19 protein-coding genes are annotated in these 15,871 nt (G+C 39.0%); 5 read left to right on the top strand and 14 right to left on the bottom strand.

Annotation, left to right across the window (positions count from 1 at the left end):
- Nucleotides 1-8 precede the first annotated feature (8 nt).
- A complete protein-coding gene (locus tag RMY00_RS22830) occupies nucleotides 9-368 on the bottom strand; it encodes an RNA polymerase sigma factor (protein ID WP_322649728.1) in 360 nt (119 codons plus the stop codon).
- Between the two features lie 246 nt (nucleotides 369-614).
- On the opposite strand from RMY00_RS22830, the gene RMY00_RS22825 reads away from it, so the two are divergent.
- From RMY00_RS22825 to RMY00_RS22815, 3 genes are all read left to right on the top strand, one after another.
- Nucleotides 615-1,997, top strand: a complete 1,383-nt coding sequence (locus RMY00_RS22825; RefSeq protein ID WP_322649727.1) for a 1-acyl-sn-glycerol-3-phosphate acyltransferase — start codon at nucleotides 615-617, stop codon at nucleotides 1,995-1,997.
- Between the two features lie 99 nt (nucleotides 1,998-2,096).
- Nucleotides 2,097-2,513, top strand: a complete 417-nt coding sequence (locus RMY00_RS22820; RefSeq protein WP_322649726.1) for a hypothetical protein — start codon at nucleotides 2,097-2,099, stop codon at nucleotides 2,511-2,513.
- Between the two features lie 64 nt (nucleotides 2,514-2,577).
- Complete coding sequence (locus RMY00_RS22815; RefSeq protein WP_322649725.1) at nucleotides 2,578-2,922, top strand: hypothetical protein; 345 nt, start codon at nucleotides 2,578-2,580, stop codon at nucleotides 2,920-2,922.
- 70 nt (nucleotides 2,923-2,992) lie between these two features.
- Here RMY00_RS22815 and RMY00_RS22810 read toward each other — a convergent pair whose 3' ends face one another.
- The 8 genes from RMY00_RS22810 to cysE all read right to left on the bottom strand — a co-directional run bounded on the left by RMY00_RS22810 (nucleotide 2,993) and on the right by cysE (nucleotide 8,544).
- Nucleotides 2,993-4,135 carry a PD-(D/E)XK nuclease family protein gene (locus RMY00_RS22810; RefSeq protein WP_322649724.1) on the bottom strand — a complete coding sequence of 381 codons (1,143 nt, stop codon included), beginning with the start codon at nucleotides 4,133-4,135 and terminating at the stop codon, nucleotides 2,993-2,995.
- Nucleotides 4,136-4,383: 248 nt separating this feature from the next.
- Entirely contained in the window at nucleotides 4,384-4,926 is a 543-nt protein-coding gene (locus tag RMY00_RS22805) for a (2Fe-2S) ferredoxin domain-containing protein (protein WP_322649723.1), read from the bottom strand.
- A 109-nt stretch (nucleotides 4,927-5,035) separates the two neighbouring features.
- Complete coding sequence (gene nifT, locus RMY00_RS22800) at nucleotides 5,036-5,239, bottom strand: putative nitrogen fixation protein NifT (protein WP_322649722.1); 204 nt, start codon at nucleotides 5,237-5,239, stop codon at nucleotides 5,036-5,038.
- Nucleotides 5,214-5,501, bottom strand: coding sequence for a nitrogen fixation protein NifZ (locus tag RMY00_RS22795; RefSeq protein WP_069070441.1), 288 nt, complete (start codon nucleotides 5,499-5,501; stop codon nucleotides 5,214-5,216). Before RMY00_RS22795 ends, nifT begins: the two co-directional genes overlap by 26 nt.
- Entirely contained in the window at nucleotides 5,491-6,621 is a 1,131-nt protein-coding gene (nifV, locus tag RMY00_RS22790; RefSeq protein WP_322649721.1) for a homocitrate synthase, read from the bottom strand. Before nifV ends, RMY00_RS22795 begins: the two co-directional genes overlap by 11 nt.
- Nucleotides 6,622-6,994: 373 nt before the next feature.
- Nucleotides 6,995-7,192 carry a DUF2949 domain-containing protein gene (locus RMY00_RS22785; RefSeq protein WP_109012176.1) on the bottom strand — a complete coding sequence of 66 codons (198 nt, stop codon included), beginning with the start codon at nucleotides 7,190-7,192 and terminating at the stop codon, nucleotides 6,995-6,997.
- 283 nt (nucleotides 7,193-7,475) lie between these two features.
- On the bottom strand, nucleotides 7,476-7,721 hold the full coding sequence (locus tag RMY00_RS22780; protein ID WP_322649720.1) for an Asr1405/Asl0597 family protein: 246 nt from the start codon (nucleotides 7,719-7,721) through the stop codon (nucleotides 7,476-7,478).
- An 82-nt stretch (nucleotides 7,722-7,803) separates the two neighbouring features.
- Entirely contained in the window at nucleotides 7,804-8,544 is a 741-nt protein-coding gene (gene cysE / locus RMY00_RS22775; protein WP_322649719.1) for a serine O-acetyltransferase, read from the bottom strand.
- 939 nt (nucleotides 8,545-9,483) lie between these two features.
- Here cysE and RMY00_RS22770 point away from each other — a divergent pair.
- Nucleotides 9,484-10,830: an NAD(P)/FAD-dependent oxidoreductase gene (locus RMY00_RS22770; protein WP_322649718.1), complete on the top strand. Its 1,347-nt coding sequence runs from the start codon at nucleotides 9,484-9,486 to the stop codon at nucleotides 10,828-10,830.
- Between the two features lie 1,159 nt (nucleotides 10,831-11,989).
- On the opposite strand, the gene RMY00_RS22765 is transcribed toward RMY00_RS22770, so the two are convergent.
- The 4 genes from RMY00_RS22765 to RMY00_RS22750 all read right to left on the bottom strand — a co-directional run bounded on the left by RMY00_RS22765 (nucleotide 11,990) and on the right by RMY00_RS22750 (nucleotide 14,451).
- On the bottom strand, nucleotides 11,990-12,835 hold the full coding sequence (locus tag RMY00_RS22765) for a NifU family protein (protein ID WP_322649717.1): 846 nt from the start codon (nucleotides 12,833-12,835) through the stop codon (nucleotides 11,990-11,992).
- A 56-nt stretch (nucleotides 12,836-12,891) separates the two neighbouring features.
- Nucleotides 12,892-13,116, bottom strand: coding sequence for a hypothetical protein (locus RMY00_RS22760; protein ID WP_322649716.1), 225 nt, complete (start codon nucleotides 13,114-13,116; stop codon nucleotides 12,892-12,894).
- 8 nt (nucleotides 13,117-13,124) lie between these two features.
- The gene (locus RMY00_RS22755) at nucleotides 13,125-13,391 is read right to left on the bottom strand and encodes a hypothetical protein (RefSeq protein ID WP_322649715.1); all 267 of its coding nucleotides are present in this window, start codon (nucleotides 13,389-13,391) and stop codon (nucleotides 13,125-13,127) included.
- An 85-nt stretch (nucleotides 13,392-13,476) separates the two neighbouring features.
- On the bottom strand, nucleotides 13,477-14,451 hold the full coding sequence (locus RMY00_RS22750) for a hypothetical protein (RefSeq protein ID WP_322649833.1): 975 nt from the start codon (nucleotides 14,449-14,451) through the stop codon (nucleotides 13,477-13,479).
- Nucleotides 14,452-14,952: 501 nt separating this feature from the next.
- Here RMY00_RS22750 and RMY00_RS22745 point away from each other — a divergent pair.
- The gene (locus RMY00_RS22745; RefSeq protein WP_322649714.1) at nucleotides 14,953-15,198 is read left to right on the top strand and encodes a hypothetical protein; all 246 of its coding nucleotides are present in this window, start codon (nucleotides 14,953-14,955) and stop codon (nucleotides 15,196-15,198) included.
- Between the two features lie 84 nt (nucleotides 15,199-15,282).
- Here the strand turns inward: RMY00_RS22745 and RMY00_RS22740 are convergent, their stop codons facing one another.
- On the bottom strand, nucleotides 15,283-15,726 hold the full coding sequence (locus tag RMY00_RS22740) for a hypothetical protein (RefSeq protein ID WP_322649713.1): 444 nt from the start codon (nucleotides 15,724-15,726) through the stop codon (nucleotides 15,283-15,285).
- Between the last annotated feature and the right edge of the window lie 145 nt (nucleotides 15,727-15,871).

Raw genomic sequence — 15,871 nt, 5'->3', positions numbered from 1 at the left:
TCTTGTTGCTACGCAGCAAGAACTGGTGTTTCTTCTTTGCTAACTAATTCCTCGTGAAATTCCAAACTCTCAACCTGCCTTACACCCCGATGACATTCTCTATGGATATCCATGCAGAGATTATGAGTTAATTGCGTTAACCAACTCTTAATGTTTTTAATCTCAACTGTACAATTACGTATTTTTTTCCAGGCTTTGAGCATCGCCTGACTCAGGGCATCTTCTGCATCAGTAGGATTGCCCATCCACTTTAAACAACATCGAGCAAGATAATTTTGATACTGCTCCCATAGCTGCCAAAAAGCTTTCTCTCTATCTTCACAACAATCCCTTAAAGACAATGCAGCAATTGTTTGAGAATCTGACATAGATATACCCAATTAGGCATGAGGAATTTTCATCAAGCTTCCCTGACAACTCTTAATTTAAGAGTTGTCAAAGCTACTATCTTTAGATTATTTTTAAAAAAATATACTTTGCAAACCGTAAATATACTGTAAGCAGAAAACTTGATTAATAATATTTTCGGCTTCCCAATGGCGATGATATTCCGTTACAACAATAAATAACTACTAGGCGATTAGAAATCGCGGCATCTTTAGGAGAAAACTACCTTGGCAAATGTAATTTATCAAGCACAACCACCCTTAGAATTTATTCCTCCAGCGTTTAACCCCTTGGTTCTACGATTTGTCCATCTGTTGTTACCCAGTTGGATAAACTGGCAAACACCTATTACCCAAATTGAAGCAGACAACGTAGAGGTGCTGGTGGATCTCTATCGCCAGTTTCAGGAGGGTAAGATCCGTTTTATGCTGGCATTTCGCCATCCTAAAACAGACGATCCGTTTTGTTTGACCTACTTGCTGTCTCAACTCGTGCCAAAGGTAGCACGATCGCAAGGTACAGCGCTACAACTTCCCATTCACGCTCATTTTATGTATGATCGCGGCATTCCTCTATGGGCAGGTTCCTACGTCGGCTGGATTGCTTCTCGTTTAGGTGGGACTCCGATTCAGCGAGGTAAGGCTGATTGGACGGGGTTACGTTCGGCGCGTGACTTGTTCGCCAATGGTAAATTTCCGATGGCGGCTGCGCCAGAGGGTGCAACCAATGGTTTATCAGAGAATATTAGCCCCCTGGAACCTGGTATCGCCCAATTAGGCTTTTGGTGTGCTGAAGATTTGCACAAAGCTGGACGCGACCAACAGGTTCTAATTGTACCAGTTGGAATTAAATATAGTTACGTTGATGCTCCTTGGGGTGCGATCGCTAATCTTTTAAGTGAAATGGAAGCGGCTAGTGGTTTACCTGTGAATGAAGCAGAAAATGCTTCTATAGAGTTGCTTTATCCTCGGTTATTAATTTTGGCAGAACATTTACTTTCATTAATGGAAAAATTTTACACGCGCTTTTATCATCTAAAGCTGGCAGATATCAAAACAGTAGTAGAAGAAATTGAAGATAGAAATGAAGCGTTAGCAGTTCGTTTGCAAGCTTTATTGAATGCGGCGTTACTAATATCAGAACAATATTTTTATTTGCAATCAAAAGGTACTTTGAGTGAACGATGTCGGCGCGTAGAACAAGCTGGGTGGAATTATATATTTAGAGAAGATTTTAAGGATGTAAAAGGAATATCTGCTGTTGAAAGAGCTTTAGGCGATCGCGTTGCTGAAGAATCGAATGCGCGGATGTGGCACATGCGTTTAGTAGAAAGTTTTGTAGCTGTTTCTGGTAATTATATTCGTGAGAAACCGACAGTAGAAAGGTTTGCTGAGACCACTTTAATTTTATGGCAAATGATTGCTAAAATCAAAGGCGTTAAAGGTATACAGCGTCCACAATTGGGTAAGCAAAAAGTCAAAATTACTGTGGGTGAGCCTATATCTATTTCTGAGCATTACCCAGTGTATAAGGAAAATCGATTGGGTGCTAGACAAGCGGTTGCTGATGTGACCAATGATTTGCAACACGCATTGGAAGGATTGATTTGAAAAATATGAAACTTATATGCTCATTGTTTTATATTATTTAGTATGTGCTTTAGAATCTTTGAATATGCAAAATTCCTACTAAAAGGTTGTAAAACTTAATTGACCATTATTGATTCCTATCAGGTAAAAGTCCGAATTCAATCGACGGTTGAAGAAATAGCTTTTCTTTCCCCAGCTAGAGAAAACGATATGCCAAACGATTGGTTCTGTAGCTGGTTAAACTTCTGGAAAAATACTAGTTTTGAGTGCCAAAATATAGTCAAACTCGTTTATAAGGGCAAAGTTTGGGGATTAGTACAATATGGTCTTTATCCCTATCCTGGATATCCTCGTTTTCTAGAAATAGAACATATAGAAGCCCATCCTACAAGTCGAGGAGATGTAGCTGAACGATTAATTGAACCAATCGGCAAATGGTTAATCTGGTATGCAACCAAGGTAGGTCTGGAATTTTGTCAAACACAAGCAGACGAGCCGCTAGTTATTCTGGAAGCTCTAGATACAGCTGTGTCATAATATAGAGATAAAGTACAGATGGAATATCTTGGCTTGGCACGTAGCACTCCTAGAGAAGATTTATATGGCTTCAGATTTTCACGAACAGCAGCAGCAAAATTCTGTCAGCTACACGAAAGTCAATGGGGAGAAGCAAAACTATATGAGCAGTGATGAAATAAGAGTAGGCTCAAGTGAGATGATGACTCACGCCCAACGGCAAGCTTTTCTAAAAACATCTCCTTTGGGAAAACTATTTGGTGTTACACATTTACTCCCTGAAGTCGAAGAAACGACAAACATAGAGTTTGCTCAGGTAACTAATGCAAAAGTAGAGATTATATTATCGGTTCGTGAACAAATATTTTTACAAAATGTTCTGAGAATTTCTCACTCTTCTTTCTGGAAACTTTACTGTGCCTTGGTTTAGTTTATCAAAGGGGATTTAGTTTAATCGACCTTGGTACGTCAACCTGAAAATACCTTGGATAAATTCATAGTTATGTGATGGGAGATTGTGAGGTGTCTAGGTCTTCTTTATCAGCTTCTATACTCACACCCTTCCAAGGAAAATCAAAATATTGTTCTTGAACCGTTTTTAATTCTTTTATCGACTCTTGGAAAAATAATTTAATAGCAGATAACTGGTCTTTTTCAGATAAAAACTCTTTTAAGCTTTTTTGATAAAAAATAGCTGACCATGCTGGCAAAATTGTTAAATTAACAGGAATCCATATATTAGGCTTATCGTTAATTACTTTCTGCATTGATTCAATAATCTTTGGGCGTTGTGTAAACTTATGAGAAACCTGCAAAAATATACCTAAATATGGATAATCAGTTAAATTACTTGGATTTAAACCGAAGTATCCAACACCACAAAAGAAGTCCCATTTTAAGGGAGAAAGGTGAGTGTAGATAATATATCTCTCGTCCCATTTCCATTGAGTTCTACTTGCCGCGCCATTGATAACACCTCCAAAAGCTAGCTTGAATTCCTGCTGTACTTCATCATTGAGAGTTGATTCCATGAGATTGAGAGTTTTGTTGTAATTCACCATTGTCAATAAATCAACTGATGAAAATTGATTAGTGGTAGACATTCCATTTCTCCTCATAAAAATTAATATTTCTTGGGCTAAGATATCAGTCGAGTATTGTTGTAAGTAGGCATGAAATTGATGCCACCTCAATTGAAAAAAACTTACTTTTGGCTCTAAATTAAATGCTGGAGTTTTAATTTCTTTTTTTTGATCATAATCACGAGTGATGTAGACTAAAATTCGATGTCTAACATTTGGTAAATTACTCAAAATTTCAGCATATTTTTCTAATGCGTTTTTATCATCACGAGAACCAACTTTTGATTCAATAAATATTACATCTGTATTTAAACCATCTGATAGTTCAACTACAATGTCCAATCTACTATCTTCAGTATGCCTTTCAAGTTTTTTGTGTTCTTGTTGAGTTGAAATCTTGATGCTGGAATAATTATCATCACTAATGATTGAGTGATGTTTTAGCCAACTAAGTAAAATATCATTATTCAGAGACAGAAAATAAGCAACAATCTCAGTAAAAAAATCTTCAAGCGGCTTGCTTCCTGAATGTAGGTTCAGTAAGTTGCTAAACAAGGACATTGATTTTTAGCTATTTAAGGTATTTGCAGAAAATGTATACACAATAGCTAGAATTGTAATCCAGCTTGAACAAGACTACAGAAAATTGTTAGAAGTTCCGTTTGTATGCGGTATTACTAACGTTGCAGCAGTTATAACTTAGCCGCTCGCAGTTTGACAAGAGTGCTATACGATACCAAGAAAAATAGGGGTAAAATTTTTACCCCTACAAATTTATGTATTATTTTAAGAATAGCTAGAGAAGATTATTACTCTGTTAAATGACTTTCTAGCAAAGTTGCGATCGCTTCAGGATGAATATTCTTGTATTTCTTTTTACCAAGGTGTAAAACACAGTTGGGGGCGCTACTACAGCATTTTTGGCAACTAGTATGTTCAATGGTAACTTTGTCTAACAAACCGCGATCGCACAAAGTTTTTTCTAAATCTGATAATAGCCCTTTACCACCACGTTTTAGGCAACCGCCCTTTTGACATACCATAATCCTCGCTTTGGTTTGAGGTGGTAAATCTTGCTTTGGACACCCATCAATTGGCGTCACCCGATAGGCTTTAATTTTTATTTTACTTGTGCGTGAGTCTACCTCACTATGACCACAAACGCGAACTTGCTGGCCAGGAACTAAGGATGAACTTAGTAACCGACGTAACTCTTTAGGTAATTTAATTTCCACATTTCCAGATGGAACCGCCAATTGCAAATATTTATATTTTCCTGGTTCACCACCAACAAAACCTAGTAACTGTCCCTCAAGGTTCAATTTTGATAACGTCAAATACTTGTCACCCATGATTGATAAAAAGTTAAGAGTGAGGAATGAGGAGTTAAAAGTGAGGAGTTAGGAGTGAAGAATTAGGAGTTAAAAATTGTAACTCATAACTCTTAACTCCTAACTATTTTTACGCGAGGCGTTTAGCTTCTACAGTTTGAGGTAAATTTGCTGTATCTGGCAATTCCCGAAATTCTAATTCCCAACCATTTGCTAGGGTGAGAACTTTGCCATCATTTCCATCGGTTTGTTTGACGACTTCTTCTTCAAGGTCTTTTTTAGCAACGTAAACTACTAAAGTGCCGGCATCATTCATCCGTAGCATTACTTTCATGAGATTCCTCAACAGATTCTAGTTCTTTTTTCTTACAGCCGACGACGAACCCTGTTTCTAAGAAATGCACAGCATATATATAGGAAGTCTGCAAATATGTGCCTATACTCGCTATGTAGCCGATATCTCCTTTGTTCACTAAAACTTGCCCAACTTCTTTACCAGGAAAAGTACCATCGTTCTTAAGCAGTTTCCGAACTCTGACTTTTTCACCAATTTCAAAAGCAGGTGGCAAGTTTAGCTCTAATTCATCACGTTGCATGAGAGTACCTCTGTTCTCTGACCAAATTCAATAGTTCTTCTGTCGTCAAACTGCGTTTTTTCTGTACCGATTGATGGCGTACTGCATCTAAAACAGTCTGAGTTTCTTGGGAGTTCAAGAAAATTCCATGCTGTTGTAGCAAGTTTGCAACCAAATGCCGTCCAGAATGTTTACCTACTACTAAACGTCGTTCCCAACCTACTTCTTCGGGAGCAAATGGTTCGTAAGTGATGGGATTTTGCATTACTCCGTGAGCATGGATGCCTGATTCGTGAGCAAAGGTATTTTCGCCAACGATCGCTTTCCAGGGTGGTACACTTGCACCTGATGCAGCTGCAACTAGTTGAGACAGTTCCAGCAAGTTGGGAGTGTCAATGCCCAAATCAACGCCGTAGATGCGTTTGATTGCCATGACAACTTCTTCTAAAGCTGCATTTCCCGCCCTTTCACCCAATCCGTTAACTGTGGTATTCACTGATAAAGCTCCGGCTTTGATACCCGCAAGGGCGTTAGCTGTTGCCAGACCAAAATCATTGTGGGTGTGGATTTCTAGGGGAATCATCAAAGCTGAAACTAACCGTTTGACCTTGGTGTAGGTGCTGAAAGGGTCAAGAACTCCTACGGTGTCGCAGAAGCGGAACCGGGATGCACCCCATTCTTGGGCATAAAGCGCTACATCTAAGAGAAAGTTCTCATCAGCTCTGGAAGAATCTTCTCCGCCGACTGCTACCCAAAGACCTTGATCGACAGCGAAGCTAATACAGTCTTTGAGTTTTTGCAAACTTACTCGCCATTGACCGTGGAATTTGGCGGCGATTTGGATACCAGAGACGGGAATGGCAATATGCACTCGGCTCAGACCACAAGCGATAGAAGCCTTAATATCTGAGATAACAGCGCGGTTCCAGCCCAAGAGTTTTGCTTGTAAACCCAAGTCAGAAATTGCGGCGATCGCTCGTGTTTCTTCGTCACCCATTGCTGGTATACCGACTTCTAATTCAGGTATACCAATGGCATCAAGAAATTTAGCGATCGCAACTTTTTCTTCTAGGGTGAAAGCAACACCTGCTGCTTGTTCGCCATCACGTAATGTTGTGTCATTAATTATGATTTGATTCATTGCAAATATCCCTCTCTTGGAAGTATTCTTAATAACCTTTCTCTCTACAATTCCCAGCGATGGCAAATGCTAAAAATATCACAATTCATAATGTAGGATACATGATCCTTAATTATTGACCGATTATCAGCATCACATCTGTATGGCAGGGAACTAAAAGCATGTATAATTTACTAATCGTTTTTACCGATGTCAGTTGTAATTTCTTCGATTAGCAATGAACTGATATAGCTATTAGCAAATCCTGAACAAAGTAAAACACAGAATCCAGCAATTAAGGATGTAATCATCTTAGTAACCTCAGTTTTTTTTAGCACATTGGTGTGTAATTCCGGCAGGTAATGGGAAGGAAAAGCTAAAGGGTTCAAATAAGCTAACTTTGTTCTGCTAGCCAGTCAAAAATCTTTCCTAACTGCTCCAAGTCAACTAAACCATACTGCCAGAGGAGCATCGGTAGTGGCCCATTTTCTAATTCACGGTGTCGCAGAGCTACAGCAATATCAGCATTTGAAAGTTCAAGTTCGTTGTGCAAGAAATTCAGAAGTTTTATATCTCTGTTACGAGTCGCCATAATTGATTGAACTTTCAATTTCTTAATTTGGAAAAGAATTAAAAATCATAAATTCCCAGTCTTGTTTGCTAATTTCACCTTTGGAATTGTCGCTAGATGTCAGGAAAATTTCAGATTTATAAGACTGGATAAAATCTAAAACTCGGTTAATCTCCCTCAGTCTGCAACAAATTCTGTTAACGTACAGTAGCTTCAACTTCTAAAGCTATTCGAGCTTTGTGCATCTATAACAAAGAGGGGAGTGGGGAGTGGAGAGTACAAATGAAAAACTTTTCATTTGTACTTAGGACTCATCACTGTAATGCCAGCAACGCTCTAGCCACTCTAATAATTCGTGACGAGAAGCAAGAAATTGCATAACTGTACTGCGAATTAAGATCGCTTCGAGCAAATTGTTCACTTGCACTCGTAAAGAACCATCAGGGGGACAGGAACTCTGAATTTTTAACTCTTGCAAACGGTGGTAGATTCGCCAGCGATCGCTCAAAGGAATCTGCAAAACTTGATCGCCTAAAGTGTGATTTGTCATTTGTCCTTTGTCCTACCCTGCGGGAAGCCGCAGACGCGTCTATGTCATTTGTCAGTTGTCATTTGTCCTTTGCGACCAATGACTAATGACTCTTGACTTTTAAAGTTTGCAGTTGTTTTTCGAGTTCTTCAATGCGCGAGAGCAAAGAACGAATCACGGTTGCTTCCACATCGGGTAGCTTTCCATGTTCTAAAGGAGAAAGGCTGGCGTTTTCATTTCGAGAAATAATTCGACCGGGAACTCCCACCACAGTGCGATCGCTGGGGACATTTTGCAAGACAATGGAACCTGCGCCAATACGGACGCGATCGCCAATTTGCAGATTACCCAAGACTTTCGCACCCGCACCGATGACTGCATTTTTACCAACTGTGGGATGACGCTTACCAGTTTCTTTACCAGTTCCGCCAAGGGTGACGCCCTGATAAATTAGTGTGTAGTCGCCGACGATCGCAGTTTCACCAATCACAACACCCATTCCGTGGTCGATAAACACGCCCTGACCAATTTCTGCACCTGGGTGAATTTCAATTCCTGTTAAAAATCGCCCCAAATGAGAAATTAAGCGGGGGATAAAACTCACACCTCGACAATGTAACCAGTGAGCAAGACGATGCAAACATAGAGCGTACAATCCAGGGTAGCAAAACACCACTTCTAGCCAATTACGTGCTGCTGGATCGCGCTCAAAAATAATGCGAAAATCACTCAATAATGGCTCAAGAAAAATGCCAGAGAGAAAATTTTTCAGCATGGATGTATGGGCAGAATCCTGCGTTTTGGTAGTCTGGCAATCGCTAATACTGTCTAAAGACTGTTGCATCGGTAATGTCTATCTGGTAAATGAGCCATCTGCTATTTTTATGCTTATATCAGATGACTTCCAACTCGATACAAAACTCAATACTGATTGGATTTATTGGATTGATTAAGGTTGTACTCAAACCCTGAAACTCGTACCCCAAGATAAACTTAAAATTTATCTTGGGGTACGGGTGCTAGTGTTTAACGATGGGGGTACTAGTATTTTTGGGGCAGGGGTTAAGAATTTCTATCGTTGCTACAGGAAACTTTACCTGCAAGCTTTTGCTAAGATTTAGTCAAGATATTTTGCAATATATTAAGCTGTACTCAGATGCACTCAAACATGAGTTTGATGAGGCTACAAATTGATTTTCTGTATATGCTACTACTATTAGTATCCTATTATTTTCTTAGGCGAAAGACAGATTTCTTTATTTTATTTTAGGATTTCCTGTCTGTATGTATATATACGTTTCAAAATATAGTTATGGCTCATAGTGAATATCTTATTATATAGATGTGTTGAAGGAAAGCATTTTACTTTTGCACAGATAGAAATCCGATTTGATTACTGAATCATTCGAGTAAAATAACAGGGGTTTTGGAGGTGCATCCCAGTTTTTATTTTTCAATAAGAGAATAACTATCATTGCGATCGCGAGTGCGTCTCGTAGAGATGAGGAACGCTTTACTTCGTTTTGCTTGCAATGATATGTAAAAAAGTGGGATGTTTCCTTTTCCTTGGGCAGGAAATTATAGAATGGACAAAAGTACCTATCAAATTGGCACACTTTGCCAATTCTTTGCTGAAGCCAACCCGGAACTGAAGGATAAGAACTAACTTTGGCTACTTTTAGTATTTTTTCAATTGTTCTAAATAAACAGCAACCTCTATCATAATGCTGTTACATCTTTGTTAAGAATAGTTACAGCTTCTTAACACAAGGAAATATTTATTATGGCAGTCTCACTAGAGAAGAATGCACCACATCAGGTTGTTATCGTTGGTGGTGGTTTTGGTGGATTGTATGCAGCAAAGGCTTTGAATGCAGCGAATGTAAATGTTACTCTCATTGATAAACGTAACTTTCACCTATTTCAGCCGCTTTTATATCAAGTTGCCACAGGTACGCTATCACCTTCTGATATTTCTGCACCATTGCGATCTGTATTTAAGAAAAGCAAAAATACAAAGGTGTTGTTGGGAGAAGTAAGTGAAATTGATCCAAAAGCCCAACAAGTTATTTTGGGTGATAAAGTAGTACCTTATGATACATTAATTATTGCTACAGGTGCGAACCATTCCTACTTCGGTAAAGATAACTGGGAAAAAGTTGCTCCTGGCTTGAAAACTGTAGAAGATGCCATAGAAATGCGTCGCCGGATATTTGGCGCATTTGAAGCAGCAGAAAAAGAAACTGATCCTGAAAAACGCCGGGCTTGGTTGAGTTTTGTGATTGTGGGGGGTGGCCCGACTGGGGTAGAATTAGCAGGTGCGATCGCAGAATTAGCATACAAAACTCTCAAAGAAGATTTCCGCAGCATCGACACCTCAGAAACAAAAATTTTACTATTACAAGGTGGCCCTCGCATCCTTCCACACATGGTGCCAGAGTTATCGGCATCAGCAGCAGTATCTTTGCAAAAGTTGGGTGTAGAACTCCACACTCACACCAGGGTGACAAATATTGAAGGTGATATTGTTACTTTCAAGCAAGACAATAAATTTACAGAAATTGCCTCAAAAACTATATTGTGGGCAGCAGGTGTTCAAGGTTCCCCAATGGGGAAAGTCTTAGCAGAAACTACAGGTGTAGAGCGCGATTACTCTGGGCGTGTAGTTGTAGAACCTGACTTGTCTATCGAGGGTTATAACAACATTTTCGTAATTGGAGATTTAGCCAACTTCTCCCATCAAGATGCTAAACCTTTACCTGGTGTTGCACCCGTAGCTAAACAACAAGGAGAGTATGTAGGTAAACTAATTCAACGACGGCTTCAAGGTAAGACTTTGCCACAATTTCGTTACAACGATGTGGGTAGTTTGGCAATGATTGGGCAAAATTTAGCTGTTGTAGATTTAAGCTTAATCAAACTCACAGGTTTCATTGCTTGGGCATTTTGGCTACTAGTTCACATCTACTTCTTAATTGAGTTTGACACTAAATTACTAGTAGTATTTCAGTGGGCGTGGAATTATATCACTCGTAATCGTCGCTCTAGATTAATTACAGGCCGGGAAGCTTTTGTAGAACCAAAAACTGTTAACACTAGAGTGCAACAGCCTTCTGGGACACCTCTGTAACTTCAGGTATCACAGCATTAGTCAAAGATGGGATAAGAGGCTATTGGAGTGATGAGTGGCGTGTAGTGGGAAATCTTGGGCGAAGATTAGCTGTTCCACGAAAAGAATATGGGGATGAGATACCCGCCCTAAGCTGTTTTGGCAATTTGGCATTTCATAACTTCGAGTTGCAGTTTAAATGGAGATATCAACACGACGGGACAGTAAAGAAGTTGTACGAGGGATAAGGTAAAACTTTCCGCTTCTGCTGTCCCAGCTATGCCAGTTGTCAAGTGAGTGCTGTAGAAACGCTCTACATAATTGATACAGCACTTATCAGAGTTCAGTTCCCGCTCTGCAACTGGCTAGATATCAACAAAACCAAATATAGTCTAGAGGGCTTTGCCCTCGTCAGCACTATTAACCTGATTATTCTTCTCTTGCTGGATTCGTTGAGCGTAGACGCTCTTAGCGGCTTGTCGTAGACATCACTTCTGCAATTATTTGATTATTCTCTTCCAGGGCTGTTTCATTCGCTCTCTTAAAGATTTTGTCAAGAGTATGAGTCAGAAATTTGCTTGATTGGGGAAAAGAAAAGCTACCACCTCAACGAGTAAATTTAAGTGCAATTGCGATTTTATTGCCTAATCAGATTTTTTAGTTACCTGACTGGCGTTGCTTGAAACACTTTTAAAACAACCTTTTAGTAATTTTTGCTACATAGTGAATCTTTGGCATGATTGCGCGATTTACTGAAATGAGAAAGCAAACTGGAGTTTGAGAAAGTAAAAGCTTATATTACTTGCGGAAAACACTAAAATGAGTAAGTCAAATCACCTTTTGCTTGCGGAAAACACCAAAATGAGTAAGCAAACTGGAGTTTGAATAAGTAAAAGCTTATTTTGCTTGCGGAAAACACTAAAATGAATAAGCAAACTGGGGTTTGAATAAGTCAAATGACCTTTTGAGAAAGTAAAAAGGCATATTACTTTCTCAAAACACTAAAATCAATACCTGAATTACACAAATGAGAATGAATTTAAGGATATTGAGAAAGCGTTCGGACATTTTGCTTGCACAAAACACTAAAACGAATGCGCGAACTACTGAAATGAAAAAGCAAATTAGCTGTGATTGACTAATTGCCAAGTGTATTTGCTGAAATCTTATTTTCGCATGATCATTTTTGTAGTTTCACAAAAACCTTATCGTCTTTAACCTTGACTGGATACGACTGAAGCGAAACATCAGGAACGGTTAAGCATTTACCTGTCTCCAATTTGTACTGGAATCCGTGGGCAGGACAGGTAATAATACCATTTTCAACTTTACCTTTTTCTAAGGGAGATCCTAGATGGGTACAAGCATTACGGTAAGATTTAACTGTAACGCCTTGACGATGTAAAATTAGTGAAGTACCAGCAAGTTGTACTGCAATTACGCTAAACTCAGGAACTTCATCAATAGTTGCTACTTTGATCCAAGTACAAGTTATTTTTGAAGAGAATGGACTGATTAAACTAGAATTCGCGTTCTTAACAGCAGGGCTATTATTGACTGCAACAACTTTAGTAATTTCAGGACAATGGTTTTTTATTGCCTGTTCTACTCCTTGAGATAAAGTCAAAGTAGAAGTCGGGCAACTGCTGCAAGTTCCGATTAATCTAACTTCTACTGTATCTGGTGACTTAATTGCCACTAATTCTACATCCCCATTATGGCTTTTTAAACCTGGGCGAACTTCTTCCAGGGCTGTTTCAATTCGCTGTGCTAATGATGGTTTTGGTGGTTTTACTAACTCGTGATATAGTAGCACTGCATACACTAATTCATCTGCAACAGCATGACGCAAAGCTGGCATTGAATCTTCTTTTAGGCTTTTAATCAAATTAGTCAATGCAGCTTTATGCAAAGCTTCAATTGCTCTTTTTAGACCTACTGCTACACACCGTTGGCTTTCATCCCACTCGGATATAATTGCCTCAAAACGATTAATTTCCTGAATTAATTCTTCAAGGTTTGTCATTAGTTATTGGTCATTTGTCATTTGTCATTTGTCATTGGTTATTCATCAATGACCAATCACTTCATTTTGAAGTCCTTAAGAAGAAATGGCATAATCATGCCTGTCACTAAGCTAGATAAGATTATTGGGTAGTAGAAAGGAATTGGAGCTTGTGCAAGTAACACTAGCAGTAAGAAACCTATAGCAATACCAATAGTAGTTTGCTTGGCAAAATACATTGGATCGCGTATTAGCTTTCCTTTAAAAAATAACTTGGCAGAAAGCCACCCTATCTCTAACATGTTTTCTCCTAATAAGTTGTCAATAAACTTAAAATAGCAAGCCCTAAAAGGATGGCAGGAATTACGCCCGCAGGGGCCAATAATGCACCAAGCATTGCTGAAAATTGATAGCCTATATCTTTACCAGCTAACAGCATTCCACCAATTGCACCGCCGACCATAGACAAGACTACTGCTATGATTAGCCAGGAAACTTCTGTTGCTATGTTCAATTCACCATCTGCTAAACTTGTGATAAAATCTACCACGTTTGAGTAGGTAAAAATATCTCTCATGTTGTTTTGTCCTGATTGATAGGAATTAGGGGAGTAGGGAGTAGGGAGTGGGGAATAAGAAGATGAGGAAGAAAGAATAACTAACCTATTCTGTATTCCCTATTTCTGCTTTTACATCTTGTAGTGCTTGGGCTACTACCTCTGCTTGGGCAATTTGTTGATATTTGGTAAATATTTCTAAAGCATCTTGATAGTAGATACGCGCTTGCAAAAGATTTTGAGGATTACCAGCTTCTGGTTTTTCAGGATCGTCTGGTAAGTTAAATAGGGCGTTAGCTTTGTTGGAAATTGTGTTAGCGTACTCTACGGGTGTATCTTTGGCGTTACGCACTTTTAACGCTTCGTCATAAGCTGCGATCGCTCTTAAATTATTCTCTACAGGATGGGAACTCACTAAATATTGCAAAGCGTTACCTAAATTGTTTTGCAACATCGCATATTCTCTAGGATGATCAATCAAATTAATATGCTTTAGTGCTACCTCAAATGATTGCACAGCTAACCCTTGACGCAAGTATTCCCGTTCCGATGCTAAGGGCATAGAAAGGTAAGCGATCGCAATATTGTTATACAAAATCGCGTATTCTTGGGGGTAATCTTCCCAGGTAAACACCCGCAACGCCTCATGATAAGCCTGGATGCTGTCGGTTATCCGCGCCAAATTGAATGGTACAAGCGACTGCAACACCAGCCCAAAATTCATCTGGGTCTCTGCTACTTCCTCTGGAGAAGCTAATTGTTGTAAAATCGGTAACGCCTCTTCATAACCGACTTTCGCTTGCATCAACAGTTGGTAATCAGCATCCGGTATTGCCTGTAATGTCCCTGACATCCCCACTTGGGCCCTAGCTTTTAATAGGGGATACTCCTCACCACACATTTGATATGCCCGGTAATATAACCCAACTGCATTTCGCAAGTCTTGGGCAGCTTTAGGCTTTTTTTGAAAACCCTGTGCTATCTCAATCAGCATTTGGATTTTTTCTTCTGCTGAAGCTGACTCTGAAGCAACAGCTGCTACCGCAGCCTTCACCGCCGAATCTGTAATGCTGGGGTTCATAACTCTGCCGTACTCTAGCCAATTGGGAATTGAGTCCAACACCCATGAATGATCCAGACACGCATTTGCATCTGATCATGGGCAATACTGATTTACGCAGGCTTCGAGTCCTTTAGGCGGAATTCCCCTTTTTTGTTTGAAACTAGAATTAGGGACTAGGGAAAAAGTTAATCCCATGCCCAATCAATTTTTTTACTATAAAACACCCTATTTCTAAAATTCTACTGGGAAATTGCTAATATTAATGTCAGCTTTAAACACCTAATATTTTTAAAATACTTTTTGTATCATCATCTGACACAATGCAAATATTTTTTACTGAATTGTTGACATATATATATCTAGTATCTTTTCAACCTATTTTTGTACACTCCAAAAAGTCTCCACGGGATCGTCAAAGTGTAAAATATCTTTATCAACTGTAAAACAAGCTACCTTGAATCCCCAGTAAATAAAAAAAACGGTTAAAACTGTGGAGTAAATCTTTACAGTAGGGCTGATATGGATTTTACCGAAATTAACTCACGGCTTGATGCTGCCATAAATTTTTTTGAAGGGGTAGCAGATAGAGAAAAAAGCTACAAGCAGCAAATCGCCGATAGAGACAAACAAATTGCTGACTTGCAAGCACAATTAACCACAGCAAGCAACACAATTCAAGCTGATGAAGGTGAATTAACCCAATTACACGACAAACTAGCTAAATTAGCTGAGTTGGTTAACCCAGTTGCGGCAACAGTAAGTTAATTTTAGTACTGAAGGATTTGTTTTGAATCCCCTACAAACTTGGCTTGTAGGGAATTTGTAATTAAAAAGTGAATCAGCTACTAATTAAATCTTATTAAAAGGATCTTCCTCTTCCATCTTCCGCAGATCCTGAAACTCACGAATTTTAAAAGTCCCCTGCATCTGCAAGAAATTTTCAATATCCTTCATAGAAGTGTAGAGCCGATTAGTTCGATGCTCAAGAGTTTGTGTGACTTGAGCAATCAGCAAAGTAATAGTATCCTTCCTATTTATATAATCCTGAACATGCAAATCAAGTTTATGCTCTAAGCTTCTAATTTTTTCAGCATTATCAGCGTGTTCTTTCAAATCCTCTTTTATCTGAGTGATTGAGGTTGAAATGTTATTCAAATTATTAACAAGCTTGATTGCTAATGTCCCCAAAACAGAAAGACTTACTAAAATACCAGTAAACACACCAACTGATTCTAGAGTTACCGTGATTACGGGGCTTGATGTAGCAGCTATTGATAGCTGTGTAGTATTCATTTTTAGGAATAAATGTATTCAGTAACTTTAACTTTGGCAGTCGTTGTCACCACTCCCGTGCAGATGCCTACAACCGCGTTTTGACTAGAGTTATCATCTAAAAACTTCTCACTAGGAGCAAGCGTAAAATCATAGTTACTGGCAG

The organism is Nostoc sp. ChiVER01 (genome assembly GCF_034531155.1).
GTDB lineage: Bacteria > Cyanobacteriota > Cyanobacteriia > Cyanobacteriales > Nostocaceae > Nostoc.
Note: the sequence above shows the minus strand (reverse complement) of the source record. Positions and strands in the feature narration are given on the sequence as shown.

Excerpts from the sequence above, each read along its gene's own strand:
- RMY00_RS22750 (WP_322649833.1), bottom strand. The coding sequence starts at position 14,451 with ATGAACCCCAGCATTACAGATTCGGCGGTGAAGGCTGCGGTAGCAGCT.
- RMY00_RS22745 (WP_322649714.1), top strand. The coding sequence starts at position 14,953 with ATGGATTTTACCGAAATTAACTCACGGCTTGATGCTGCCATAAATTTT.
- RMY00_RS22780 (WP_322649720.1), bottom strand. The coding sequence starts at position 7,721 with ATGACAAATCACACTTTAGGCGATCAAGTTTTGCAGATTCCTTTGAGC.
- RMY00_RS22810 (WP_322649724.1), bottom strand. The coding sequence starts at position 4,135 with ATGTCCTTGTTTAGCAACTTACTGAACCTACATTCAGGAAGCAAGCCG.
- nifT (WP_322649722.1), bottom strand. The coding sequence starts at position 5,239 with ATGAAAGTAATGCTACGGATGAATGATGCCGGCACTTTAGTAGTTTAC.
- RMY00_RS22785 (WP_109012176.1), bottom strand. The coding sequence starts at position 7,192 with ATGGCGACTCGTAACAGAGATATAAAACTTCTGAATTTCTTGCACAAC.
- cysE (WP_322649719.1), bottom strand. The coding sequence starts at position 8,544 with ATGCAACAGTCTTTAGACAGTATTAGCGATTGCCAGACTACCAAAACG.
- RMY00_RS22815 (WP_322649725.1), top strand. The coding sequence starts at position 2,578 with ATGGCTTCAGATTTTCACGAACAGCAGCAGCAAAATTCTGTCAGCTAC.
- RMY00_RS22765 (WP_322649717.1), bottom strand. The coding sequence starts at position 12,835 with ATGACAAACCTTGAAGAATTAATTCAGGAAATTAATCGTTTTGAGGCA.
- RMY00_RS22805 (WP_322649723.1), bottom strand. The coding sequence starts at position 4,926 with ATGGGTGACAAGTATTTGACGTTATCAAAATTGAACCTTGAGGGACAG.
- RMY00_RS22760 (WP_322649716.1), bottom strand. The coding sequence starts at position 13,116 with ATGTTAGAGATAGGGTGGCTTTCTGCCAAGTTATTTTTTAAAGGAAAG.
- RMY00_RS22755 (WP_322649715.1), bottom strand. The coding sequence starts at position 13,391 with ATGAGAGATATTTTTACCTACTCAAACGTGGTAGATTTTATCACAAGT.
- RMY00_RS22830 (WP_322649728.1), bottom strand. The coding sequence starts at position 368 with ATGTCAGATTCTCAAACAATTGCTGCATTGTCTTTAAGGGATTGTTGT.
- RMY00_RS22740 (WP_322649713.1), bottom strand. The coding sequence starts at position 15,726 with ATGAATACTACACAGCTATCAATAGCTGCTACATCAAGCCCCGTAATC.
- RMY00_RS22770 (WP_322649718.1), top strand. The coding sequence starts at position 9,484 with ATGGCAGTCTCACTAGAGAAGAATGCACCACATCAGGTTGTTATCGTT.
- nifV (WP_322649721.1), bottom strand. The coding sequence starts at position 6,621 with ATGAATCAAATCATAATTAATGACACAACATTACGTGATGGCGAACAA.
- RMY00_RS22795 (WP_069070441.1), bottom strand. The coding sequence starts at position 5,501 with ATGCAACGTGATGAATTAGAGCTAAACTTGCCACCTGCTTTTGAAATT.